Annotated in this window: 25 protein-coding genes and 1 other RNA gene; 19 read left to right on the plus strand and 7 right to left on the minus strand. The window is 55.8% G+C overall.

Annotation, left to right across the window (positions count from 1 at the left end):
* Positions 1-59 precede the first annotated feature (59 nt).
* Complete coding sequence (locus tag HA50_RS18130; protein ID WP_084876989.1) at positions 60-560, plus strand: M48 family metallopeptidase; 501 nt, start codon at positions 60-62, stop codon at positions 558-560.
* Here the strand turns inward: HA50_RS18130 and HA50_RS18135 are convergent.
* On the minus strand, positions 557-2,245 hold the full coding sequence (locus HA50_RS18135; RefSeq protein ID WP_084876991.1) for a chloride channel protein: 1,689 nt from the start codon (positions 2,243-2,245) through the stop codon (positions 557-559). The genes HA50_RS18130 and HA50_RS18135 overlap by 4 nt on opposite strands.
* Positions 2,246-2,396: 151 nt before the next feature.
* Between HA50_RS18135 and HA50_RS18140 the strand changes: the two genes are divergently transcribed.
* From HA50_RS18140 to sstT, 3 genes are all read left to right on the plus strand, one after another.
* Positions 2,397-3,377, plus strand: coding sequence for a Gfo/Idh/MocA family protein (locus HA50_RS18140; protein ID WP_084878603.1), 981 nt, complete (start codon positions 2,397-2,399; stop codon positions 3,375-3,377).
* Between the two features lie 295 nt (positions 3,378-3,672).
* Positions 3,673-4,644 carry a TerC family protein gene (locus HA50_RS18145; protein ID WP_084876993.1) on the plus strand — a complete coding sequence of 324 codons (972 nt, stop codon included), beginning with the start codon at positions 3,673-3,675 and terminating at the stop codon, positions 4,642-4,644.
* A gap of 232 nt (positions 4,645-4,876) precedes the next feature.
* Positions 4,877-6,112: a serine/threonine transporter SstT gene (sstT, locus tag HA50_RS18150; protein WP_084876995.1), complete on the plus strand. Its 1,236-nt coding sequence runs from the start codon at positions 4,877-4,879 to the stop codon at positions 6,110-6,112.
* Positions 6,113-6,193: 81 nt separating this feature from the next.
* Here sstT and HA50_RS18155 read toward each other — a convergent pair whose 3' ends face one another.
* Genes HA50_RS18155 through uxaC form a run of 3 tightly spaced genes read right to left on the minus strand, consistent with a single transcriptional unit; the run spans position 6,194 to position 10,555 of the window.
* Positions 6,194-7,684 (minus strand): UxaA family hydrolase, encoded by a 1,491-nt coding sequence (locus HA50_RS18155; protein ID WP_084876998.1) that lies wholly within the window; start codon positions 7,682-7,684, stop codon positions 6,194-6,196.
* A 4-nt stretch (positions 7,685-7,688) separates the two neighbouring features.
* Positions 7,689-9,137 carry a tagaturonate reductase gene (locus HA50_RS18160; RefSeq protein ID WP_084877001.1) on the minus strand — a complete coding sequence of 483 codons (1,449 nt, stop codon included), beginning with the start codon at positions 9,135-9,137 and terminating at the stop codon, positions 7,689-7,691.
* Between the two features lie 2 nt (positions 9,138-9,139).
* Positions 9,140-10,555: a glucuronate isomerase gene (uxaC, locus tag HA50_RS18165; protein WP_084877003.1), complete on the minus strand. Its 1,416-nt coding sequence runs from the start codon at positions 10,553-10,555 to the stop codon at positions 9,140-9,142.
* Positions 10,556-10,952: 397 nt separating this feature from the next.
* Here uxaC and HA50_RS18170 point away from each other — a divergent pair, with 397 nt between their 5' ends.
* The 10 genes from HA50_RS18170 (at position 10,953) to HA50_RS18215 (ending at position 17,720) form a co-directional block, all read left to right on the plus strand.
* Positions 10,953-12,254 carry an MFS transporter gene (locus HA50_RS18170; protein ID WP_084878605.1) on the plus strand — a complete coding sequence of 434 codons (1,302 nt, stop codon included), beginning with the start codon at positions 10,953-10,955 and terminating at the stop codon, positions 12,252-12,254.
* 91 nt (positions 12,255-12,345) lie between these two features.
* Entirely contained in the window at positions 12,346-13,119 is a 774-nt protein-coding gene (gene exuR, locus HA50_RS18175) for a transcriptional regulator ExuR (protein ID WP_084877006.1), read from the plus strand.
* Positions 13,120-13,441: 322 nt separating this feature from the next.
* Positions 13,442-14,116, plus strand: a complete 675-nt coding sequence (locus HA50_RS18180) for a DedA family protein (RefSeq protein WP_084877009.1) — start codon at positions 13,442-13,444, stop codon at positions 14,114-14,116.
* Entirely contained in the window at positions 14,116-14,478 is a 363-nt protein-coding gene (gene mzrA / locus HA50_RS18185) for an EnvZ/OmpR regulon moderator MzrA (RefSeq protein WP_084877012.1), read from the plus strand. Before HA50_RS18180 ends, mzrA begins: the two co-directional genes overlap by 1 nt.
* Positions 14,479-14,652: 174 nt before the next feature.
* On the plus strand, positions 14,653-15,027 hold the full coding sequence (locus HA50_RS18190; protein ID WP_139810959.1) for a DUF1090 domain-containing protein: 375 nt from the start codon (positions 14,653-14,655) through the stop codon (positions 15,025-15,027).
* A 35-nt stretch (positions 15,028-15,062) separates the two neighbouring features.
* Entirely contained in the window at positions 15,063-15,368 is a 306-nt protein-coding gene (locus tag HA50_RS18195) for an ElaB/YgaM/YqjD family protein (RefSeq protein WP_084877018.1), read from the plus strand.
* Positions 15,369-15,370: 2 nt separating this feature from the next.
* A complete protein-coding gene (locus HA50_RS18200; RefSeq protein ID WP_208617298.1) occupies positions 15,371-15,769 on the plus strand; it encodes a phage holin family protein in 399 nt (132 codons plus the stop codon).
* On the plus strand, positions 15,766-16,050 hold the full coding sequence (locus tag HA50_RS18205) for a YqjK-like family protein (protein WP_084877023.1): 285 nt from the start codon (positions 15,766-15,768) through the stop codon (positions 16,048-16,050). The genes HA50_RS18200 and HA50_RS18205 overlap by 4 nt, the downstream gene beginning before the upstream one ends.
* 210 nt (positions 16,051-16,260) lie before the next feature.
* Entirely contained in the window at positions 16,261-16,671 is a 411-nt protein-coding gene (locus tag HA50_RS18210; protein WP_084878607.1) for a DoxX family protein, read from the plus strand.
* A gap of 74 nt (positions 16,672-16,745) precedes the next feature.
* A complete protein-coding gene (locus HA50_RS18215) occupies positions 16,746-17,720 on the plus strand; it encodes a glutathione S-transferase family protein (protein ID WP_084877026.1) in 975 nt (324 codons plus the stop codon).
* A 170-nt stretch (positions 17,721-17,890) separates the two neighbouring features.
* Here the strand turns inward: HA50_RS18215 and rnpB are convergent.
* Together rnpB and rsmI are read right to left on the minus strand one after the other, a co-directional pair.
* An RNA gene (gene rnpB / locus HA50_RS18220) (RNase P RNA component class A) lies at positions 17,891-18,269 on the minus strand.
* A gap of 33 nt (positions 18,270-18,302) precedes the next feature.
* Positions 18,303-19,166, minus strand: coding sequence for a 16S rRNA (cytidine(1402)-2'-O)-methyltransferase (rsmI, locus tag HA50_RS18225; protein WP_084877029.1), 864 nt, complete (start codon positions 19,164-19,166; stop codon positions 18,303-18,305).
* Between the two features lie 62 nt (positions 19,167-19,228).
* On the opposite strand from rsmI, the gene HA50_RS18230 reads away from it, so the two are divergent.
* The 4 genes from HA50_RS18230 to dolP are packed head-to-tail and all read left to right on the plus strand — an operon-like array spanning position 19,229 to position 22,840.
* Positions 19,229-21,298, plus strand: a complete 2,070-nt coding sequence (locus HA50_RS18230) for a penicillin-binding protein activator (protein ID WP_084877032.1) — start codon at positions 19,229-19,231, stop codon at positions 21,296-21,298.
* Positions 21,256-21,651 (plus strand): YraN family protein, encoded by a 396-nt coding sequence (locus HA50_RS18235; protein WP_084877035.1) that lies wholly within the window; start codon positions 21,256-21,258, stop codon positions 21,649-21,651. Before HA50_RS18230 ends, HA50_RS18235 begins: the two co-directional genes overlap by 43 nt.
* Before the next feature lie 14 nt (positions 21,652-21,665).
* Positions 21,666-22,253: a DnaA initiator-associating protein DiaA gene (gene diaA, locus HA50_RS18240; protein WP_084877038.1), complete on the plus strand. Its 588-nt coding sequence runs from the start codon at positions 21,666-21,668 to the stop codon at positions 22,251-22,253.
* A 14-nt stretch (positions 22,254-22,267) separates the two neighbouring features.
* Positions 22,268-22,840 (plus strand): division/outer membrane stress-associated lipid-binding lipoprotein, encoded by a 573-nt coding sequence (gene dolP, locus HA50_RS18245; RefSeq protein ID WP_084877041.1) that lies wholly within the window; start codon positions 22,268-22,270, stop codon positions 22,838-22,840.
* A 31-nt stretch (positions 22,841-22,871) separates the two neighbouring features.
* Here the strand turns inward: dolP and HA50_RS18250 are convergent, their stop codons facing one another.
* Entirely contained in the window at positions 22,872-23,573 is a 702-nt protein-coding gene (locus HA50_RS18250; protein ID WP_084877044.1) for a pirin family protein, read from the minus strand.
* Positions 23,574-23,700: 127 nt separating this feature from the next.
* Between HA50_RS18250 and HA50_RS18255 the strand changes: the two genes are divergently transcribed.
* Positions 23,701-24,600 carry a LysR family transcriptional regulator gene (locus HA50_RS18255; RefSeq protein WP_084877047.1) on the plus strand — a complete coding sequence of 300 codons (900 nt, stop codon included), beginning with the start codon at positions 23,701-23,703 and terminating at the stop codon, positions 24,598-24,600.
* Positions 24,601-24,622: the final 22 nt, after the last annotated feature.

Consider the following 24,622-nt stretch of genomic DNA (forward strand, 5'->3'; position numbering starts at 1 on the left):
TTGCGCGATTTTCGCCCTAAAAAGGGGGCGCAGTATACTGTCTTTCGCCGGGAATCCCAATGTCATTAATCTATCTGCAGGGCTACCCTGAACATATCCTCAGCCAGGTACAGACGCTGATTGAGCAGCAACGTCTCGGCGCTTTTTTACAGCAGCGCTATCCCGATATGCACGATCTGGTGAGCGATAAAGCGCTGTACGATTACACCCAGGGACTGAAAAACCGCTACATGCGCAGCGCGCCGCCAGTCAGCAAAGTAATTTGGGATAATAAAATCAAGGTGATGAAGCACGCCCTTGGCCTGCACACTGCCATCTCCCGCGTGCAGGGCGGCAACCTGAAAGCCAAAGCCGAAATCCGCATCTCCACCTTTTTCCGTCTCGCGCCGGAAGCCTTTCTGCGCATGATCGTGGTGCACGAACTGGCGCATCTGAAAGAGAAAGATCACAGCAAAGCCTTCTATCAACTCTGCTGCCATATGGAGCCGGATTATCATCAGCTGGAGTTCGATGCCCGGCTGTGGATGACCGAGCAGGCGCTGCGCGGTAACGCGGCTTAAAGAAACTCCTGCGCCTTCTGAATCAGACTGGTTTTCGTCAGCGCGCCAAGGAAATGGCGCTCCTGCGGATTGTTCAACACCGGCAGGCGTTCCAGCGTCACGCGGGCAAATGCTTCCCAGCCTTCGCGCATGCTCTGGTTCTGATAAATACACGGGAAATTGCTATCCATCACCATACTCACCGGTGACTGTAAGGTGATTTCCTCGGACAGCACCTTGCGCGCAATATCGTGAATCGATACCACCCCGAGAAACTGGCCGCTGGCGTTGATGACATAGACATAACGCTCGCGCTTCAGCGAACTCACCGCCAGCGCCTGCCCGACTGACTCATCCGGTTGCAGGGCGGCACCGGGGATGATCAGCTGATCAACGCGCATATTATCGAAATCATATTTGGCTTCAGAACGGCTGAGATGCCCACTCACCACCGGATAAGTGCTGGCGGATTGCAGACGATAGACCAGCATCGACGCCAGCACCGACGCAATCATCAGCGGGAACAGCAGGCTGCTGTTGAGCGTCATCTCCAGCACCATCAACATCGCCATCAGCGGCGCCTGGCTGACTGCCGCCAGCACCGCCGCCATGCCGATAGCGGCATACAGCAGCGTATCACCCACCGGCAAATGCAGCGCGGCACCCAGGCTGGCAAGCAACGCCCCCAGCAACGCACCAATTAATAAGGAAGGGGTGAATAATCCGCCTACTGCATTCGAGCCGACCGAAAGCGTGGTCGCCAGGGTTTTCAGGATCAACAATCCCAGCAGGCCCCATAGCAGATAATGACCCTCGATGATTTTAATGATCACTTCATAGCCATTACCCAGAATATCGGTGGAGATCAGCGCCAGAAAACCCACGGCCAGACCACCGGCACCGAGACGCAACGGCAGAGAACGCACACGCCCAAACAGCGCTTTGCTGCGCGCAATCAGTTTGATCAGCAACCAGCCCGCCAACCCGGATGCCAGCCCAATCAACACCGTCATCAGCAGGCTGGTCATATCCAGCTGGAAGCTGACGTCAGACAATGGATAGAGCGCGTTACGGAAACCCAGCGACCACATGGTCATCACCGCCACCGCAGAGGCGATGACCAGCGGAATCAGCCGCTGCAAGGCAGAAATACCAAAGGCAATTTCGGCGACAAAGATCGCTGACGCCAGCGGCGCATGGTACACCGACGACAAGCCAGCAGCGGCGGCCATCGCCACAATATCGCTATTACGCAGACCGAGTGATTTCGGCAACCAGCGGCCAATTAAGCTGCCGCACAGCGCCGAAAGCTGCACCATCGGCCCTTCTTTACCTATCGATGCGCCACTGCCGATACTGGCAATCGACGACAGAGCGCGAAACAGTGAAGTTTTGGTCGGTACCGCATCCAGCCGGGCGTTGATCACTTCGAGGTAATCGGTTTTCACCGTTTCCTGCTGCTCAATGCTGACGGCATAACGCAAAAACCACCCCGCCAGCAAGCCACCAGCGCCCACCAGCAGCGGCCAGAAAATCCACGGCCAGACATGCATCGCCACGGTGATTTCACTATCACTGTGAAATAACAGACGGTTAATCAGATCGATAACCCCGCGAAAAGCGAGCGTCACCAGTGAGGCCGCGCAACCGACCGGGATGGCAATCAGCAATGTGGTCCAGTTCAGTGCATGTTTACTTCCACTCACCCGCGCGTCCTCTTCTGTCCGGGATAAAAATCATAGCTGCATCATCATATTGGAATGCGGATCTCAGGATCAAATTTCGCCTGTGTTTGCTAATTACGTTACCGTGCCAGCATGCTACTCTGCCGTTTTATCCCTGCCGGAGAAACCGCACGTGATTCGCTTCGCTATTGTGGGAACCAACTGGATCACCCGCCAGTTTATCGACGCCGCACATGAAAGCGGCAAAATGAAACTGAGCGCTGTTTATTCACGCCAGCAGCAGCAGGCTGAAGCCTTCGCCAACGATTATCCCTGCAAGCACATCTTCACCTCGCTTGAGGCGATGGCCGCCAGCGACGCCATCGACGCGGTCTATATCGCCAGCCCGAACGCGTTGCACTGCGAGCAGGCACTGCTGTTTATGTCGCACGGCAAACATGTGATTTGCGAAAAACCGCTGGCCTCTAACCTGCGTGAAGCGGAAGCAATGATCGCCTGCGCGCGGGAAAACCAGGTGGTGCTGTTCGAAGCCTTTAAAACTGCCAGCCTGCCGACCTTTTTGCAGCTGCAAAAATCCCTGCCGCAGGTTGGCAAAATGCGCAAGGCGCTGCTGAATTACTGCCAGTACTCCTCACGTTACCCGCGCTATCTGGCAGGCGGAAACCCCAACACCTTTAATCCGCAATGGTCCAACGGTTCCATTATGGATATCGGATATTACTGCCTCGCGGCAGCAGTCACCTTATGGGGCGAACCCCAGCAGGTAACCGCCCAGGCTTCACTGCTGGAAAGTGGTGTGGATGCACATGGCGTAGCGGTGCTGGGCTATGGCGATTTCGATGTGACGATTCTGCATTCTAAGGTGAGTGATTCGCTGATACCGAGCGAAATTCAGGGCGAGGCTGGCTCGCTGGTGATTGAGAAAATCTCCGAGTGCCAGCAGTTGCGCTTTATCCCACGCGGCGGTGAGAGCCAGAATCTGACGCAGATGCAGCACATCAACACTATGCTGTATGAAGCCGAAACCTTTTCCCGGTTGGTGAATGGGGGTCAGGTGGAGCATCCCGGTCTGCAAACGTCGCGTATCACCGCCGCATTGCTGACAGAAATTCGTCGCCAGACGGGTGTGGTTTTCCCGGCGGATAATCCGTAGCGGCACGTTTTTATCCGTCCGAGCGGAATCGACGGGTGCGTAAATATTTCAAAATATTTCCTGCACCCCATTGCTTCCCGGCGCTGTGGCAAGTATGTTAGCCAACGCAAAGGGGAGTAACTTATAAGCTGATTGATCGTCATTACGATGCATTAAGCATCCGGTCATCAGGCAACCCGGAATCCATTCTGAGTTGTAAGTGAGACCTTGCCGGAAGGCGAGGTTTGCTTATAACAAAAAAGCGGCTGACGTCTTCTGACTTCGGCCTTTTTTATTTTCAGGACAGGATACGTTTATGCAAACTGTAGGCACGCCACTGCTGTGGGGCAGTTTTGCCGTTGTAGTGTTCATCATGCTGGCGATTGATCTCTTGCTCCAGGGACGTCGCGGCGCACAAACCATGTCATTCAAACAGGCGGCAATCTGGTCGCTGATTTGGGTCTCCGTCTCCTTGCTGTTCAGCGCCGCATTCTGGTGGTATCTCGACGGCAGTGCCGGGCGCGAAGTGGCAACGGCACAAACCCTCGCCTTCCTTACCGGCTACATCCTGGAAAAAGCGCTGGCGGTGGATAACGTCTTCGTCTGGCTGATGCTGTTTAGCTACTTTGCCATTCCGGCCCAGCTGCAACGCCGTGTACTGATCTACGGCGTATTGGGTGCGATCGTACTGCGTACTATCATGATTTTCGGCGGCAGCTGGCTGGTCACGCAGTTCAGCTGGATTCTGTATATCTTCGGTGCCTTCCTGTTGTTCACCGGCCTGAAGATGGCGCTGGCGAAAGAGGATGATGACAATGCGGTGGGCGATAAGCCGCTGGTGCGCTGGTTGCGTAAACACCTGCGCATGACCGAGAGTCTGGAAGGTGAGAAGTTCTTCACCCGCAAAAACGGCGTGTTGTTCGCCACCCCGCTGCTGCTGGTGTTGATCATGGTGGAACTGAGCGACGTCATCTTCGCCGTTGACAGTATCCCGGCTATCTTTGCCGTCACCACCGATCCCTTTATCGTTCTGACCTCAAACCTGTTCGCTATCCTCGGTCTGCGTGCCATGTACTTCCTGCTGGCCAACGTAGCAGAACGCTTCTCAATGCTGAAATACGGCCTGGCCATCGTGCTGGTGTTTATCGGTATCAAGATGCTGATTGTTGAGTTCTACCATATCCCGGTCGCCGTCTCGCTGACGGTGGTTGGTGTGATTCTGGGGGGGACACTGCTGATTAATGCCTGGGTTAACCGCAGAAACGACCAGAAGAAGATCTCATCATAATCTGCTACAGGGGCGTTAATCGCCCCTGCTTTATTTTGCGATATAACCCACCCTCCTGCCGATATTCTGCAACCATCGACATCATCAGCAGATCAAAAATCCACACCCACCACAAACTGCAGAATTATCTCTTTCTTCATCGAATGTTTTCCTTATACTCCGCCAGCTACACTATCGCCGCGCGGTGATTCTGCGCAGCAAACTTATTACCGACATATAAAAAGATCGTGATATGCAAACAAACATCATTGGACGACTCGGCGCGCTGTTCGCAGGCAGCCTGGTAAAACAAATTATGCTGGGACTGATTGCCGGTGTGGCACTGGCCTGGTTTTCGCGCGATGCGGCGCTGGCCGTTGGCCTGCTGGGTGAGTTGTTCGTTCGCGCCCTGAAAGCGGTGGCTCCGTTGCTGGTTCTGGTGCTGGTGATCTCGTCGATTGCCAATCACCAGCAGGGGCAAAAAACCAATATCCGCCCAATCATTATGCTGTATCTGCTGAGCACATTTTTCGCGGCCATCGTTGCGGTGGTGTTCAGCCATCTGTTCCCGCAGATGCTGTCGATGAATGTCGGCAAGACCGAAATCACCCCGCCCTCCGGTATTGCCGAGGTGTTACATGGCCTGCTGATGAGCATGGTGTCGAACCCGATTGAAGCGCTGATGAACGCCAATTACATCGGCATTCTGGTGTGGGCGCTGGGCCTGGGTCTGGCGTTTCGTCATGCCAGCCCGAGCAGCAAAGCCTTTCTCAACGACGCCTCGAATGCCGCTACCTGGGTAGTTCGTTGCGTGATCCGTTGCGCCCCGCTGGGGATTTTTGGCCTGGTGGCGTCGATTCTGGCTTCAACCGGTTTTGATGCGTTGTGGGAATATGCCAGCCTGCTGTCATTGCTGATCGGCTGTATGTTGCTGATGGCGCTGGTGGTTAACCCGCTGCTGGTGTTTAACAAAATCCGCCGCAATCCCTACCCGCTGGTCTTCACCTGCATGCGTGAAAGTGGCGTCACTGCCTTCTTCACCCGCAGTTCGGCAGCCAATATTCCGGTGAATATGGCACTGGCAAAACGTCTGGGCCTCGATGAAGACACCTATTCCGTCTCAATTCCGCTGGGTGCCACCATCAGCATGGCCGGGGCGTCGATCACCATCACCGTGCTGACGCTGGCTGCTGTACATACGCTGGGGATTTCTGTCGATGTGCCCACTGCGATTCTGCTTAGCCTGGTGGCTTCGCTGTGCGCCTGTGGAGCCTCGGGCGTCGCTGGCGGTTCGTTGCTGCTGATTCCGGTCGCCTGCAATATGTTTGGTATTCCCAATGACCTGGCAATGCAGGTGGTGGCGGTCGGTTTCATTATCGGCGTGTTGCAGGATTCTGCCGAAACCGCGCTGAACTCCTCAACGGATATTCTGTTTACCGCCGCGGTGTGTCAGGCCGAAGCGGAGCGTGAAGCACGCGCGGCAGCCTGATTTACGCATATTCTCGTAGCGGCGCGATTTATCGCGCGTAGTGGGTTAAAACCCGCGCGATAAATCGCGCCGCTACGGCCTTTACAATGTGACGCCGCTTTTAAAAATCGCTAACTCGCGGAAATCATTGGCTTCATTACGGCTGGGTTTACCGTTGGCAATGGCGACAATCATGTCGACAAAATCCGCCAGCATCGCCTCCATACTCATGCCTTCAATCAGCCGTCCGGCATTAAAATCAATCCAGTGGGGCTTCTTCTCCGCCAGTTGCGTATTGGTGGCAATTTTCACCGTCGGGACAAAGCCGCCATAAGGCGTACCACGACCCGTGGTGAACAGCACCATATGACAGCCCGCCCCCGCCAGCGCACTGGTGGCGACCGCATCATTGCCCGGCGCGCTCAGCAGATTCAGACCTGGCGTTTTCAGCCGCTCGCCATATTTCAGCACATCCACCACCTGGCTCTGCCCGGCTTTTTGCGTGCAGCCGAGCGATTTTTCCTCCAGCGTGGTGATGCCCCCGGCTTTATTACCCGGTGAAGGGTTCTCGTAAATCGGCTGCTGATGATCGATAAAGTAGCGTTTGAAGTCGTTAATCATCGCCACGGTCTTATCAAAGGTGGACTCATCACGGCAGCGGCTCATCAGGATGCGCTCGGCGCCAAACATCTCCGGCACTTCGGTCAGCACCGTGGTACCGCCGTTGGCAATCATCTGATCGGAGAAACGCCCCAGCATCGGGTTGGCGGTGATGCCGGAAAAGCCATCAGACCCGCCACATTCGAGGCCGAATTTAAGTTCGCTCAATTTGCCCGGCTGGCGCTGGTCATGACGCATCACGTTATACAACGTATGCAACCGCTCCAGCCCCGCTTCGACTTCATCATCCTGCTGCTGACACACCATAAACTGCACACGATCGCTGTCGAAGCCGCCCAGCGTGTCGCGGAACACATCAACCTGATTGTTCTCGCAACCAAGGCCAATCACCAGCACCGCCCCGGCGTTGGGGTGTCGCACCATGTTCTGCAACATGGTACGGGTGTTTTCATGATCCTGGCCGAGCTGCGAACAGCCAAACGGATGGCTGAACAGATGCACACCGTCGATCCCTGCCGCATCATCCGTCTCTTTCAGGAAACGTTGCAGGATCTGTCGGGCGATGCCGTTAACGCAGCCCACTGTCGGCAGGATCCACAGTTCATTGCGGATCCCTACTTCACCATTGGCGCGTCGATAAATTTGTACCTCGCGATCCCCGGCCTGCGGCGGCAGCGTAATAAAATCAGGCTGATAATCATATTCATCCAGATCGCTCAAATTGGTCCGGGCGTTCTGTGAATGGATAATTTCGCCTGCGGCGATCGGTGTCGTGGCATGGGCGATGGGTAATCCGTATTTGATCACCAGCGCATCGGTTGCCAGCGGTTGCAGGGCAAATTTATGCCCGCGTCCTACCGCCTGCTGCAACTCAACACGCACGTTATTGATTTCAACCTGGGTATGGGCTTCCAAATCGCGCAACGCCACGGCGACGTTATCGCGTGAATGTATTCTTATCGCATCTTGCATAGCGTTATCTCAGTTGTGTCAGCGCCGTTCGCATCCCATGAACGATGATGTTTTGCAGGTGATGGCTTACCGCAGCCACCAATCCTGGCTGCCGGGTTAAATCTTCGCCCCAGTGGCTGGTGTCGCTCAGTACCGCGCGTACCAGTTGCTCCGGGGTTTGCTGATCCGCTTCCAGCGCTGGCCACAGCTCAGCATAGCGTTGCAGCCAGTGGGCATCGTCCTGTAGCGGCCAGTTTTTATCGCCCTGTTTGCCACGATAAAACGCCAGCAGCGCCGCAAAGGCGAAGGTCAGACGTGGCGGCCAGCTGCCCTGTTTTTGCTGCGCCAGCAACAGCTGTGGCAGAATCCGGGTGCGGAATTTGGTCATGCCGTTCAGCGCAATCGACAGCAGCGCATGGCGAATAAAGGGATTGCGGAAGCGACGCTGTACCGCGTCGGCAAAGGCATGCAGCTCCGCAGGCGGCAGGTCGAGCGTTGGAATCACTTCTTTACGCAGCAATTCATCAACGAAGCTGGCGATCTGCGCATCATCCATCGCTTCGCCCACGCTCTCCAGACCCGCCTGAAACGCCACCGGCACCATCGCGGTGTGCGCGCCATTGAGGATCGCCACTTTCTGCGCTTTATAAGGTGTGATGTCGTCAACCAGCCGTACTTCCGGTGCCAGCGCCGCCAGCTTCAGTTCCTGCGCCAGCGCATCCGGCCCCTGAATCACGAACTGGTAATAAACCTCGCCCGCCACCAGGAAACGATCTTCGTAGCCCAGCTGGGCAGCGATTTCATCAGCGTCAGCCGGAAAACCGGTGACGATACGGTCCACCAGGGTGTTATAAAACGCACAATGCTGCTGAACCCACTGGGCAAACGCCTCGGGCAGTTGCCAGTGTTCGGCGTAACGCAGCACCAGCTCGCGCAGCGTATCGCCGTTGTAATCAATCAATTCACAGGGAACGATCAACCAGCCTTTATCGGCGGCACCGGAAAAATGCAGGTAGCGTGCCCACAGCAGCTGGGTCAGTTTGCCGGGAAAGGAGGAGGCTGGCGCATCGTCCAGTTGGTCCTGTTCAGCAAATGCGATACCGGCTTCGGTGGTATTCGAAAAAACAAAACGCATCTGCGGGGCGCGTGCCAGCGCCAGAAAATCGTCAAACTGCTGATAAGGCTGAATTTCACGGTTGAGGCTGCGAATCAGGCGGGTGGCACTGACCTGCTCACCCGCCGCATCCAGCCCGCGAATCAGCGTGGTATACAATCCATCCTGCTGATTCAGTGAATCCTGCACTTCCCTGTTGCGCGGCCGCACCACCACTACACCCGCATCGGTGCCCTGATGTTCATTCAGCCAGTCAAGCTGCCAGTCGATAAAGGCGCGCAGGAAGTTACCTTCCCCGAACTGAATGACGCGATCGGTATAGTGAGCGCCGGGAAAATCGTGACGGTTAAGCCGCTGCATCATCAGGCTCCTAACTCTATGCCGAAGTAATCACGCGCATTGTTGAAGCAGATGTTTTGTACCATCTGTCCGAGCAGCGCTTCGTCTGCGGGTGCTTCACCGCGTTCTACCCAGTTGCCAATCATCTGGCACAACAGGCGGCGGAAATATTCGTGGCGGGTGTAAGACAGGAAGCTGCGGCTGTCTGTCAGCATGCCGACAAAGCGGCTGAGCAGGCCAATCTGCGCCAGCTGGGTCATCTGACGTTGCATGCCATCCAGCTGATCGTTAAACCACCATGCGGAACCAAACTGCATCTTGCCCGGCTCGCCTTCGCCCTGGAAATTCCCGGCCATGGTGGCCAGCACTTCGTTATCACGCGGATTCAGGCAATACAGGATGGTTTTCGGCAGACCATTCTGGCGGTTTTGCGCATCCAGCAGACGTGCCAGCGGGATTGCCAGCGGCGCATCATTGATGGAATCGAAGCCAGTGTCCGGTCCCAGCAATTCGAAGTGATGGCGGTTGGCGTTACGCAACGCGCCGATGTGATACTGCTGTGCCCAGCCACGACGGGCATATTCGCTGCCCAGCCACACCAGCACCGCCGTTCTGAACTGCGCGGTTTCTTCTGCCGACGGCGCACTACCCTGTAAACGACGCGCCAGAATGCTATCGAGGGTGGCTTCATCCGCTTCGGCATACACCACCACATCCAGCGCGTGGTCAGAAACCTTGCAACCGTGAGCGGCAAAGTGGTCGAGACGTTTGCTTAAGGCGCGGCGCAGATCGTCGAAGCGCTGCACGCTGACATCCGCTACCTGCTCCAGACGCTGGATCCACGGCAGGAAAGTCTCCAGCTCGATATTAAAGGCTTTGTCCGGACGCCAGCTCGGCAGCACTTTGACGTTAAAACTCGCGTCCTGTGCCAGCGCGTGGTGATGGCGCAGATCGTCGAGCGGATCGTCAGTGGTGCCGACCATTTTGACCTTCATCTGTTGCATGATGCCGCGGGCGCTGAACGCATCCTGTGCCAGCAATGCGTTGCAGCTGTCCCAGATGCGGTCTGCCGTTTGCTCAGACAACAGAACATCGGTGATGCCGAACGGACGACGCAGTTCGAGATGCGTCCAGTGATAGAGCGGATTACCAATGGTGTGCGGCACGGTGCGCGCCCAGGCGTTAAATTTTTCGCGATCGCTGGCGTTACCGGTGCACAGGGCTTCCGGTACGCCATTGGCGCGCATCGCTCGCCACTTGTAGTGGTCACCCCTCAACCAGATGTCATAGAGGTTGGTAAAGCGGTAGTTTTCGGCGATCTGCTGCGGCGGCAAATGGCAGTGATAATCGAAAATCGGCTGGTCTTTGGCGTAGTCATGATAGAGACGACGCGCAAATTCGCTATCCAGTAAAAAATCCTCACTCATAAAACGCGGCATACCTGCTTCCTCATTTTTGTAGCCTGTCGGCTAATGACACAAAGTTATCATACCAATTTTAGTAAACGGCAAAATTCTTTGCGATACACCTCACATTAATGACAGCTTTTTAGTGTGGATATGGACAAAAAAGCCGCACCAATGCCGCTAAATGGCTGTTATTACGTTGCATAACAGTATCACACACAGCTTTAAGGGTTTTTGTGATAGCTCTCAACTTTTAAAGTTGTATAACAAGTTAATCTCTCGCTCCATCAATGCCAGACCGATGGCACAGGCAAGGAAATAAGGCGGCAGTTTGTGCGCCTGCGGGCGTGAAGAGAGCTGTATCACGTGCAGTCCCGCTCCAGATAACTACAGCGGCAAAGCCGCAACGACAAACTGGAAGAGGTTAATGATGCGTAAGATCAAAGGGCTACGCTGGTACATGATTGGGCTGGTGACGATGGGCACTGTGCTCGGTTACCTGACGCGTAATACCATTGCCGTAGCAGCACCCACGCTAGCCACTCAGCTGCACATCACCACTCAGCAATATTCATATATCGTCGCCGCTTATTCAGCTTGCTATACGGTGATGCAGCCGGTCGCCGGTTATGTCCTGGACATGCTGGGTACCAAAGTGGGTTATGCCGTATTTGCCATACTCTGGGCCATCTTCTGCGCCGCCACCGCGTTTGCCGGTAGCTGGGGCGGTTTTGCCCTGGCGCGTGGTGCCGTGGGTGCCGCCGAAGCGGCGATGATTCCGGCTGGATTAAAAGCCAGCAGCGAGTGGTTCCCGGCCAAAGAACGCTCCGTAGCGGTGGGCTATTTCAACGTCGGTTCATCGATTGGTGCCATGCTGGCACCGCCGCTGGTGGTGTGGGCCATCGTGGCGCATAGCTGGGAGATGGCGTTTATCATCACCGGTGTGCTGAGCATGATCTGGGCGCTGTGCTGGCTGGTGTTTTATAAGCATCCGAAGCAGCAGCACAAACTGAGTGAAGAAGAGCGTCACTACATTATTGCTGGCCAGGAAGTCCAGCATCAGACCGGTAACAGCAGCAAAATGTCGGTGGGTCAGATTCTGCGTAACCGCCAGTTCTGGGGCATTGCGCTGCCGCGTTTTCTCGCCGAACCGGCCTGGGGTACCTTCAACGCCTGGATTCCCCTGTTTATGTTCAAGGTGTACGGCTTCAACCTGAAGGAAATTGCGCTGTTTGCCTGGATGCCAATGCTGTTTGCCGATTTTGGCTGCATTATCGGCGGTTATCTGCCACCGTTTTTTCAGCGCGTGTTCGGCGTCAATCTGATCGTTTCACGTAAGCTGGTGGTGACCATGGGCGCGGTGCTGATGATCGGCCCCGGCACCATCGGCCTGTTTACCAGCCCGTACGTGGCGATTGGTTTGCTGTGTATCGGCGGCTTTGCGCATCAGGCATTGTCCGGTGCGTTGATCACCCTGTCATCCGATGTGTTTGGTCGTAATGAAGTGGCGACCGCCAACGGTCTGACAGGCATGGCCGCATGGACTGCCAGCACCCTGTTTGCTCTGGTGGTCGGTGCGTTAGCCGATACGCTGGGCTTCAGCCCGCTGTTCGCCGCACTGGCAGTCTTTGACCTGATCGGCGCAGTGGTGATTTGGACCGTTCTGAAAAATAAACCGGTTTCCGAGCTGGAAAGCGCAATTCCTGCACAAACCGCAGCCGCCCGCAGTTAATCTCCCTGGGCTGGTGTGAGCCAGCCCATTTCTTCCGTCCGGCTGAAGTGGTATAACAACTCAACTTTTTGTCGTAATACGGAACCGTGCCATGGACCTGACCGAATCCCGTCGCCTTTATCAGCAACTGGCCAGCGAGCTGAAACGCCGCATCGAAGCCGGTGAATACCCGGTGGGTGAAAAACTGCCAGCCGAGCGCTTGATCGCCGAAGAGATGCAGGTGAGTCGCACCGTGGTGCGTGAAGCCATCATCATGCTGGAAGTGGAAGGCTACGTGGAAGTGCGTAAGGGTTCCGGTATTCATGTCATTGCCAGCCAGCAGCAGAACCGCATTGTCACCTCCAGCCAGCTGGAATTTGCCAGTTTTGGCCCGTTTGAACTCCTCCAGGCCCGCCAGCTGATTGAGAGCAATGTGGCGGAATTTGCCGCCACCCAGGTGACACGCCAGGACATCATGGCACTGATGGCGATTCAGGAAAAAGCCCGTCAGGAAGACCATTTCCGCGATTCCGAATGGGATATGCAGTTCCATGTCCGCATCGCCCAATCCACGCAAAACAGCGCTTTAGCCGCAATTGTCGAGAAAATGTGGCTGCATCGCCTGCATAACCCCTACTGGCTGAAGCTGCATGAGCATATTGATCAGCGCAACATCCTCAGTTGGTGCGACGATCACGACCAGATCATGAAAGCATTAATCCGCAAAGATCCCGCCGCCAGCAAGCTGGCTATGTGGCAACATCTGGAAAATACTAAACAGATGTTGTTCAACGCTACCGCAGACGATTTTGAGTTCAATGTTGACCGTTACATGTTTGCTGAAAATCCGGTCATCCTGCCGGAAGGTACTGACAATTCCCGTTGATTCTGCTGGATTTCCAGGCGGTTAAGTCAGTTAATCTGCAATAATGTCAGCTCATGTAAAGCTCCTTTGGACCAGCTGCGTCAAAAGGTAAAACTCCTGTGCAATGGGTACTTTCTACTGTCTCAGATTTATGATTTTTGTTACAGTTATCGCCCTTTTCTTACCCTTTGCGACAAGGGCATTAAAAAGTTGCTGATTTAACAATCAATTCTGGAAGGACCCGGAAAATCCGGCTCAGCTGCGCTCCTAAAATGCATAACCAAATCGCCAGCTTGTGCTCCAGCCCGATGGGCACGTTAACAATGATGTTCAGGACCGATTGATGGATATTTTGCAGGCATTGCTGCATGCCTTATGGCAGCAGGATTATGAAACCCTCTCCGACCCGACGCTGGTGTGGGCCATTTATGGCGTGCTGTTCATGATTTTATTCCTTGAGAATGGCCTGCTGCCCGCCGCTTTTCTGCCTGGTGACAGCCTGCTGATTCTGGTTGGCGTACTGATATCGAAAGGCACCATGGGTTTCCCTCTTACTCTGCTAATTCTGACCACCGGTGCCAGCCTTGGCTGCTGGGTTAGCTATATTCAGGGGCGCTGGCTAGGCAATACGCCCACGGTGCAAAAATGGCTCTCGCATCTGCCCGCGCAATATCATCAGCGCGCACATAGCCTGTTCCACCGTCATGGCCTCTCCGCGCTGCTGATTGGTCGCTTTATTGCGTTTGTCCGCACCCTGCTACCCACCATCGCCGGATTATCCGGTCTCAGCAATGCACGTTTTCAGTTCTTCAACTGGGTGAGCGGCCTGCTGTGGGTGCTGATTCTTACCGTTCTGGGATTTGCGCTCGGCAAAACACCGATTTTCCGTCGTTATGAAGACGAACTGATGTTCTGCCTGATGATGTTGCCGCTGGTACTGCTGGTAATCGGTCTGGTAGGTTCCCTGGTGGTGCTGTGGCGTAAACGTCAGTCTGATCAAAACGGGAAATCACAGTAATGAAAAATCTGATTCCCAAACGCCTGCTGCCGTGGCTGCTGGGTGGTGCACTGGCACTGCTGGCGTTAACCCTTGCCCCGGCATTACTCAACCATGAAACCGTGGTGAAAATCCGCGTTGCCCATAACGGCACGGCGCTGCCGGATGGCTTCTATCTCTATCAGCAACTGTCTGCCCAGGGCGTGCGTATCAAAAGCATTACGCCGTCTGGCGATGCGCTGGTGATTCACTTCGAAAACGAAGAACAGAGTCTGGCGGCACAAAAAGTGCTACGTCGTCTGTTGCCACAAGGCTTTGTCGTGGCTGCGGGTCATCAGGCTTCACAGCAGAATCAGGACACTAATCGTCCGACTTATAGCTAAGCAATGTCGCCTGTTTACCCCTCAGGCGACTCCTTCATCCTCGCTATCCCCGCGTCTTCTTTGAATTTTTTCATCTGCTGTCTATTCTTAAAGGTAGCGTGAGCACAAGACAAGCTGGGATGCCTCTCCTGCCCGGTTTGCGGCAGGTCATTCACAATGGAAGGTATTAACCTGATGAAACGTCAATTACTCCTGGGTGCTGTTCTCTTCTCCCTCTCCGGCTCACTGCTGGCAGCAGAGTCACTGTGCCAGCAAAAGGAGCAGGATATTCAGCGCGAAATCGGTATGGCAAAGCAACATGATAACCAGCGCCGTGTAAACGGGCTGGAGCGCGCGCTGACCGAAGTCCGCGCCAGCTGCACCGATGAAAAACTGAAGGCGGCACATCATGAACGGATCGAAGCGCAAAAACATGATGTGGCTGAACGTGAACGTGAACTGAAAGAAGAGCGCCAGAAAGGTAATGACAAAGAGAAGATTGCGAAACGCGAGCGCAAGCTGGAAGAGGCGCAGCATGAGCTGAAACAGCTCGAAGCTGAGCGCTACTAATCGGATATAACTTTATGATGTAAATGGAGATTGTTATGGCTAAAGAAACAACATCAGAACATTTGCGTGCGGAACTGAAAAACCTGGCAGATACGCTGGAAGAGGTTCTGAGCAGCACCGGTGAAAAATCGAAAACCGAGCTGGATAAGCTGCGGCAGAAAGCGCGTGACGCGCTGGATAACTCGCGTGAACGTCTGGGAGAATCGGGGGAGCGCCTGGCGCAATCAACCCGTGAAGCGGCACACAAAGCGGATGACTACGTGCGCGAAAATCCGTGGCACGGCGTGGGTATCGGTGCAGCGGTGGGCGTGATCATCGGCATTCTGATTTCACGGCGTTAATGATGAGTGACAGTCAGCAAAGCCACGGCCCAGGCAAAGGGGTCATCAACATTGGTCAGCGTATTGTCACCACGCTGGTCAGCATCGTTGAGACACGTATCCGGCTTGCAGTGGTGGAACTGGAAGAGGAAAAAGCCAACCTGATTCAGATGCTGATGATGGTGGGTTTGACCATGCTGTTTACCGCCTTCGGCTTGATGAGCCTGATGGTGCTGATCATCTGGGCGGTCGATGCGCAATATCGGCTGATGGCGATTGCCATTACCACTGCTGTGCTGTTTCTGCTGGCGCTGATTTTTGGTCTCTGGACGCTACGTAAATCACGCCAGTCCACGCTGCTGCGCCATACGCGTAAAGAGCTGGAAACCGATCGCCAACTGCTGGAGGAGCATCGCTCATGAGCCGCCGCGAGCGCGAAGCACGTATTCACGCCTTGCTTAACCAGGTGCAGCAGCAGCGCCTGGATCTGAGCGCTGCGCGTCGTGACTGGCTGGAAGGCACTGCGCACTATGATCGTGGCTGGCTCACTTTCCTCAGCCTGCGACGTTATCTGGCGATTGGCAGCAGCGCGCTGGCGATTTGGTCGATCCGCAGCCCTAATCGCCTGTTGCGTTGGGCAAAACGCGGATTTGGCCTGTGGAGCACCTGGCGGATGATCAAATCCGCCCTGCCGCCACGCTGAATTCCCCCTTCCCTCAACGGACCTTCTTCAGGTCCGCTTCATCCTTTTTCAGAATTCCTGAATAACATCGACAGTTTATCTCGCTTACAACCTTTCCAGACCGCGATTATCATCTTCAGCCATCAGCCCAATGAATTACCACACGTTATTCGGCGGGAATAAGACCCTGCAGGCCAACAACCTGCAACAAAATCCTTGTTGGAGTAGATGATGAAAAAATTCGAAGATTCAGGCCTGTTGCTGGCACGCGTTCTCATGACCATTCTGTTTATCACCGCAGGCTGGGGTAAACTCACCGGTTACTCGGGCACCGCACAGTACATGCAATCTATGGGCGTGCCGGGCTTCCTGCTGCCGCTGGTCATTCTGCTCGAACTGGGTGGTGGTCTGGCGATTCTGTTTGGTTTCCTGACCCGTTTCACCGCGTTGTTTACTGCGGGCTTCACCATCCTGACGGCGTTCCTGTTCCACAGCAACTTCGCAGAAGGTGTTAACCAGCTGATGTTTATGAAAAACCTGTCAATCGCAGGTGGCTTCCTGGTGCTGGGCCTGGTCGGTCCGGGTGCTTACAGCATCGACCGCGTGATTCGTCAGCGTTTGCAGCCCGCGACCGCACGCTAAGCGCGCAAGCTGAACGCAGCATATACTGAAAAGGGGCGAGGATATTCCTCGCCCCATTTTTTTATGGAGGGCTTATGGGACAACTGATTGACGGTGTCTGGCATGACACCTGGTATGATACGAAGTCAACCGGTGGCCGCTTCAAACGCACAGAAGCGGTATGGCGCAACTGGGTCACCGCCGATGGCAGCGCAGGCCCCACCGGCAACGCCGGTTTTGCCGCCGAACGTGATCGCTACCATTTATATGTTTCACTCGCCTGTCCGTGGGCGCATCGCACCCTGCTGATGCGTAAACTCAAGGGACTGGAAGAGATGATTTCCGTCTCGGTAGTGCATCCGCTGATGCTGGAAAACGGCTGGACCTTCGACGACGATTTTCCTGACGCCACGGGTGATTCGCTGTACCAGAACGAATATCTGTATCAACTCTATCTGCATGCCGATCCGCACTACAGCGGACGCGTCACCGTACCGGTGCTGTGGGATAAGCAGCAGCACACCATTGTGAGCAACGAATCCGCCGATATCATCCGCATGCTGAATAGCGCCTTTGATGCGCAGGGCGCGCGGGCCGGGGATTACTACCCGGAAGCGTTGCGACCACAAATTGATGAGCTGAATGGCTGGATTTACGACACGGTAAACAATGGCGTGTATAAATCGGGTTTCGCCACCTCACAGGCGGCTTACGATGAGTCGGTCACCGCGCTGTTTCATTCCCTGGCGCGCCTGGAGCAGATTCTTGGTCAGCATCGCTATCTCACCGGCAATCAGTTAACCGAGGCTGACCTGCGACTGTGGACCACGCTGGTGCGTTTTGACCCGGTCTATGTCACCCATTTCAAATGCGACCGCCATCATATTAGCGATTACCGCAACCTCAACGGCTTCCTGCGTGATATTTACCAGATGCCAGGCATTGCTGAGACGGTGAACCTGCCGCATATTCGCCATCATTATTATTGCAGCCATAAAACCATTAACCCGAGTGGCGTGATTTCACTGGGACCGGCGTTTGACTGGAACGAACCGCACGGCCGGGGCTAACGGCAACGCTTAAAACGCAAAAAAACCGCCGAAGTGGTTTTTTGCGTAAAAAGTCGAAACTGACCGATAAGCCGCGTTCTTTTCATGAAGAGTGGATTGGACAGTCATTCATCTTCGCGTGCACAAAGTAAAACGCCCACAGGCTTTCACCTGTGGGCGTCTTTTTGAAGAGTCGAAACTGACCGATAAGCCGGGTTCTGTCTTGGACAGTCATTCATCTAGGCCAGCAATCGCTCACTGGCTCAAGCAGCCTACCCGGGTTCAGTACGGGCCGTACCTTGTGAACCCCTATTTGGCCTTGCTCCGGGTGGAGTTTACCGTGCCACGAACTGTTGCCAGCCGCGCGGTGCGCTCTTACCGCACCCTTTCACCCTTACCTGATCCCATTACTGGGCCATCGGCGGTTTGCTCTCTGTTGCACTGGTCGTAGGCTTGCGCCCCCCAGGCGTTACCTGGCACCCTGCCCTATGGAGCCCGGACTTTCCTCCCCTCTGCCCGTCTCCCTCCGAAGAAGGACGACGACAAAGCGGCGACTGTCTGGTCAGCTTCGGCGCGGGATAATAGGCGATCCGACGTCGTTTGTCACGCCTCTTGCTGATCGAGTGCGTAGCGATACAGTGCATTCTTCTTCACACCGTGGATTTCCGCCGTCAGCGCAGCCGCTTTCTTCAATGGCAGCTCCTGCTGCAGCAGCGCCAGGGTACGCAGCGCTTCGGCAGGCAAGGCCTCTTCATCCGCCTTATGCCCTTCCACCACCAGCACCATCTCACCTTTACGACGGTTTTCATCTTCCAGCACCCACGCCAGCAGCTCAGCCACCGGCGCGCCGTGCAGCGATTCCCAGGTTTTGGTGATTTCACGCGCCAGCACCACATAACGCTCCGGCCCCAGTTCGCTCACCATATCCTGTAAGCTATCGATCAAGCGGTGGGTAGATTCGTAGAAAATCAGCGTACGCGGCTCCTGGGCCAACGCCCGCAGTGCATCACAGCGCGCTTTGGTTTTGGCGGGCAGAAACCCTTCGTAACAGAAACGATCGGACGGTAATCCCGCTGCGCTTAATGCTGTAATCGCCGCGCAGGCACCCGGCAACGGCACTACGCGGACCCCAGCTTCACGACAGCGACGCACCAGATGGTAGCCAGGATCGTTAATTAATGGCGTGCCCGCATCGGAAACCAGCGCAATGCTCTGGCCTTCCTGCAATTTGGCCAGCAGCACCTCAGCTTTCTGCTGCTCGTTGTGGTCGTGAAGTGCGAACAGTCGCGCATTGATGGCGAAATGTTGTAGCAACAGCCCGGTATGACGTGTATCTTCCGCAGCGACCAGATCGACGCTCGCAAGCACCGTTAACGCTCGCTGCGTAATATCACCCAGGTTACCGATCGGGGTAGGAACGATATAGAGCGTGCTGGCAGAAATGTCTGCCCGATCGAGTTGTTTCATTGTTTCATCCGAATTGCCGATTTAATATTGAGCATCTTGAAAAAAACATCACTGGATACAGTATGCTTCCTTCAAAAGTCGTACGTCATAAAGCAGGACGCCTGGTACCTGTTCTTCTCGCTGGATTGATTTTAGCCGCCTGTAGCGGCCAGGGACCGCAGCAAACATCTAACGTCAATATTCAGGGGCCAGCGACGGGCCGCTCTGACTATTATCTGCAGCAGGTGCAGCAAAGTAGCGATGATAGCAAGACCGACTGGCAATTACTTGCCATCCGTGCCCTGCTGAAGGAAGGAAAGTATCCACAGGCTGGCGATCAGATCAAACAATTGCCGCAGCAACTGTCGGATGTGCAGCAACAGGAACTCCAGCTGCTGCGTGCGCAGATGCTGATTGGTCAGCAGGATTTTAATGGCGCACAGCAGCTACTGGGCCAGTTGAAAACCACGGGCATGTCACAGGATCAGCAGGCACGCTTCTACGGTCTGCAAATCGCTGCCGCTCAGAATCGTCCATCGCTGGCACTGCTACGCGCCTATATTGCTCAGGAACCGCTGCTGCAAGGGGCCGACCACCAGAGCAATATCGACGCCACCTGGCAGGCGCTGACGCAAATGACCAAGGACCAGACCAATAACCTGGTGATCAACGCCGACGAGAATACGTTGCAGGGTTGGCTGGACCTGCTGAATACCTGGCATACCAACAGCCAGGACCCGGAGATGCTGAAAGCCGCGATTAAAGACTGGCAGACACGTTATCCGGTGAACCCGGCGTCAAAAACGCTGCCGACCGCGTTAAGCCAGGTGCAGAACTTCAGCAAAGCCTCTACCAGCACCATTGCGCTGCTGCTGCCGCTGAATGGTCAGGCGCAGATCTTCGCCAACGCCATTCAGAAAGGCTTTAACGATGCGAAAAACGGCGTGTTAACCGCCGCACCCGCACCGCAGCCGCAACCCACAGCCACACCGGCCACTGGCGATGCCAGCGCCCAGCAACAGCCCGCAGCGACGCCTGCAGCCCCAGCCGACAATAATGCCGTGGTCAGTCCGGCCGCCGCTGCCGTCACGCCGGATCAAAACGCGCAACCGCCAGCCCCTGCCCCTGCCCCTGCCCCTGCAACACCGGCCCCGGTGGCCAGTGCAGCCGACAGCAATGCCCAGGTTAAGGTGTACGACACCAGCAGCCAGCCGATTCAGCAGGTGATGCAGCAGGCACAGCAGGATGGCGCGACCATCGTGGTGGGTCCGCTGCTGAAAAGCGACGTCGAAACCGTGGCGAACAGCAATTCACCGCTTAACGTACTGGCGCTGAACGAGCCAGAACAGATCCAGAACCATCCGAATATTTGTTACTTTGCGCTTTCTCCTGAAGACGAAGCGCGTGATGCCGCCCACCATATGTGGGACCAGGGCAAACGCCAGCCATTACTGCTGCTGCCACGTAACAGCTACGGCGATCGCGTCGGCAAAGCCTTTGCGCAGGAATGGCAGACGCTGGGCGGCTCCACCGTGCTGCAACAGCGCTTTGGTTCAGTGGGCGAGCTGAAGCAGGGCATCAACAGCGGTGCCGGTATTAACCTGAGTGGTACGCCGCTTATCGTCGAACCGGCACAGTCACAAGGCGTGTCGATTGCCGGACTGACCATTCCGGCACCGCAGACCAGCGCCCCGGTAGCGGATGCCAGCGGTGGCAGCCTTGACTCGGTCTATATCGTTGCCAGTCAGGATGAACTGCAGCTGATCAAACCGATGATTGCGATGCGTACCAGCAGCCGCAGCAATATCGCGCTGTATGCCAGCTCGCGCAGCTTCCAGGCCGGTGCTGGCCCGGACTTCCGTCTGGAGATGGATGGCCTGCAATTCAGCGATATTCCGCTGCTGTCCGGCACCAACCCGGCGCTGATGCAGCAGGCAGCGAAGTCGTTTAACAACGATTACTCGCTGGTGCGCCTGTACGCCATGGGCATTGATGCCTGGACGCTGGCGAACCACTTTAACCAGATGCGTCAGGTACCGGGTTTCGCCATTGATGGCAATACCGGTAAGCTGAGCGCCACCCCGGATTGCGTGATCAACAGGAAGTTGGCATGGAACCAGTATCGTCAGGGACAGATCGTTCCGGTACAGTAAACCGCCAGCGCATTGGCGCTGAGCAGGAGCAGCAGGCGCGTCGCTATCTGGAGCGCGCCGGGCTGCGCTGGGTTGCCAGCAACGTCCGTTACCGCATCGGTGAGCTGGATCTCATCATGCAGGATGGCGATTGCTGGGTATTTGTCGAAGTGCGCTATCGGCGCGATGGGCGTTTTGGCGGTGCTGCCGCCAGCGTGACGCGTCAGAAACAACAAAAGCTACTCCGTGCAGCCGCGCTATGGTTGCTGGGACGTAACGGCAGTTTTGCTACGGTGAATTGCCGTTTTGACATCATTGCCATCACCGGCCACGAGCTGGAGTGGCTGCCCGATGCCTTTCATGCGGATGTGTAGAACCAGGTGGTCTTGTGCAGGACAGAATTAAAGCGTGTTTTACCGAAAGTATTCAGACTCAAATCGCTGCCGCCGAGGCGCTGCCGGATGCCATTTCCCGTGCGGCGATGGCGCTGGTGCAGTCGCTGCTGAGTGGTAACAAAATCCTGAGCTGTGGCAATGGCGCGTCAGCGGCCAATGCCCAGCATTTTGCTGCCAGCATGATTAACCGATTTGAGACCGAGCGCCCCAGCCTGCCCGCGCTGGCGCTGAGTGCCGACAACGTGATGTTGACGGCGATTGGCAACGATCGGTTGCACGATGAAATTTACGCCAAGCAGGTGCGAGCGCTTGGTCAGGCCGGTGATGTACTGCTGGCCATTTCCACCCGTGGCAACACCCGCGACATTATCAAAGCGGTGGAAGCTGCGGTTACACGCGATATGACCATCGTGGCGCTGACCGGCTACGACGGCGGTGAGCTGGCTGGGCTACTCGGCCCGCACGATGTGGAAATTCGCATTCCGTCTCATCGCAGTGCGCGCATTCAGGAGATGCATATGCTGACGCTGAATTGCCTGTGCGATTTGATTGATAACACCTTGTTCCCCCACCAGGAATGACTGAAGGAGCTAAGATGAAAGCATTGAACGCTGTCGCCATTCTTTTAACCGCCATGATGTTGCAGGGCTGCGTTGCCGTGGTCGCTGGCGGCGCTGCAGTTGCGACCAAAACCGCCACTGACCCACGTACCGTGGGCACTCAGGTTGATGACGGTACGCTGGAACTGCGTGTGACCAACGCGCTGGCGAAAGATGCGCAAATCAAAAACCAGGCGCGCGTGGTGGTGACGGCCTATCAGGGCAAAGTGCTGCTGACCGGTCAATCGCCGTCGGCGGATCTGTCGAACCGCGCTAAACAGATCGCCATGGGTGTTGATGGTGCCACCGAGGTTTACAACGAAATCCGTACCGGCCAGAAAGTCAGCCTGGGTACATCCTCAAGCGACACCTGGATCACCACCAAAATCCGTTCTCAGCTGCTGGGCAGCGATCAGGTGAAATCCTCGAACGTGAAAGTGACCACCGAAAACGGCGAAGTGTTTTTGTTAGGGTTAGTGACACAGCAGGAAGCGACTGCGGCGGCCGATCTTGCCAGCCGGGTGAGCGGCGTGAAGCACGTCACCACCGCGTTTACCATTCTGAAATAACCTTTCAAGGGCGGCATCAGCCGCCCTTTTTTCACACCGGAATATCAATCACCAGCGCACGCAACGGCGTTTTAGCCTGTAGCGTAATCTGCTGTTCTTCCGCCAGAAACGCACCATCACCGCAGCTCAGTTTTTCCTGATGATTGCTGCTGGCCAGCACATCAAGCGAACCGTGGATCGATTGCAGATAAGCGCGTGGCCCATGCAGCTTCACGCTGTGCTGCTCACCGGGTGCCAGCGTCACCTGATGTACCCACACCTGCTGACGCAGTTGCAGGCTGCCTTCTGCGCCATCTGGCGAGGCCAGCAGGAAAGCGGTTTGCTCTGGCAACGCCATTTTCTGCAACAGCGGATTCTCACGCTCCGGACAGGCTGACAGCCACAGCTGCATCCTGGTCAGCGGTTGATCTTTGCTGAGGTTGATTTCGCTATAGCTCACGCCCTGGCGCGCCGACAGCAGCAGCGCTTCACCGGCACGGGCGATGATATGGTTACCGTCACTGTCGCGGTACTCCGCCTCACCCTGTAGCACCAGGTTGAGCACATCAACCTGTGGATAGGTACGTGGCTGGAAGGCGGCACCGGGTGCCAGCACTTCCTGATTGAGCACACGCAACGAGGCATAGCCCATCAGTTTCGGGTCAAAATAGTGGCCAAATGAGAAGCTGTATCGCGCCTGCAACCAACCGAAATCGGCCTGGCCACATGCTGACGCGCAGCGGGTTGTCATCATGATTTACCTCCGACGCTCTGCGGGATGATACGCCGCAGATTTATAGGATTATGGTAAAAGGCTGGACGCCGGATTGTTAGCCAGTTAATCTGCCCGGCATGTTCAAATTTCCTGACAGAGAATCGGCATGGCAAAAGAGCGCGCGTTAACCCTTGAAGCTTTACGTGTGATGGATGCTATTGACCGGCGTGGCAGCTTTGCGGCAGCGGCCGACGAGCTGGGACGCGTGCCTTCAGCCCTGAGTTACACCATGCAGAAGCTGGAAGAGGAGCTGGATGTGGTGTTGTTTGACCGCTCCGGCCATCGCACCAAATTCACCAATGTCGGCCGCATGTTGCTGGAACGTGGCCGGGTGTTGCTCGAAGCCGCCGATAAACTCACCACCGATGCCGAAGCGCTGGCACGCGGCTGGGAAACCCATCTCACCATCGTCACCGAGGCGCTGGTGCCGACTGAACACCTGTTCCCGCTGGTAACCAAACTGGCGGACAAAGCCAACACGCAGATTTCACTGGTCACCGAAGTGCTGGCCGGTGCCTGGGAGCGGCTGGAGCAGGGTCGCGCCGATATCGTGATTGCGCCGGATATGCATTTCCGCGCCTCAACTGAAATCAACACCCGTAAGTTGTACAGCATGATGAGCGTGTATGTGGCCAGCCCGGATCATCCCATTCATCAGGAAGCCGAGCCGCAATCTGAAGTCACGCGCGTCAAATATCGCGGCATTGCCGTCGCCGATACCGCCCGTGAACGTCCGGTGCTGACTGTGCAGCTGCTGGATAAACAACAACGTCTGACGGTAAGCAGCATGGATGACAAACGCCGTGCGCTGCTGGCAGGGCTGGGTGTGGCAACCATGCCCTATTCGCTGGTGGAGCAGGATATTGCCGAAGGACGCTTGCGCGTGGTGAGTGCGGAATATACCCGCGAAGTGGATATCATCATGGCATGGCGGCGCGACAGCATGGGCGAAGCCAAAGCCTGGTGCCTGCGCGAAATCCCGCGCCTGCTGGCGAAAAAGGGCTAATTAACAACCGTAGGGTGCGGAT

Origin of the sequence: Pantoea cypripedii (assembly GCF_002095535.1) — a bacterium.
In the GTDB taxonomy this organism is placed as follows: Bacteria; Pseudomonadota; Gammaproteobacteria; order Enterobacterales; family Enterobacteriaceae; genus Pantoea; species Pantoea cypripedii.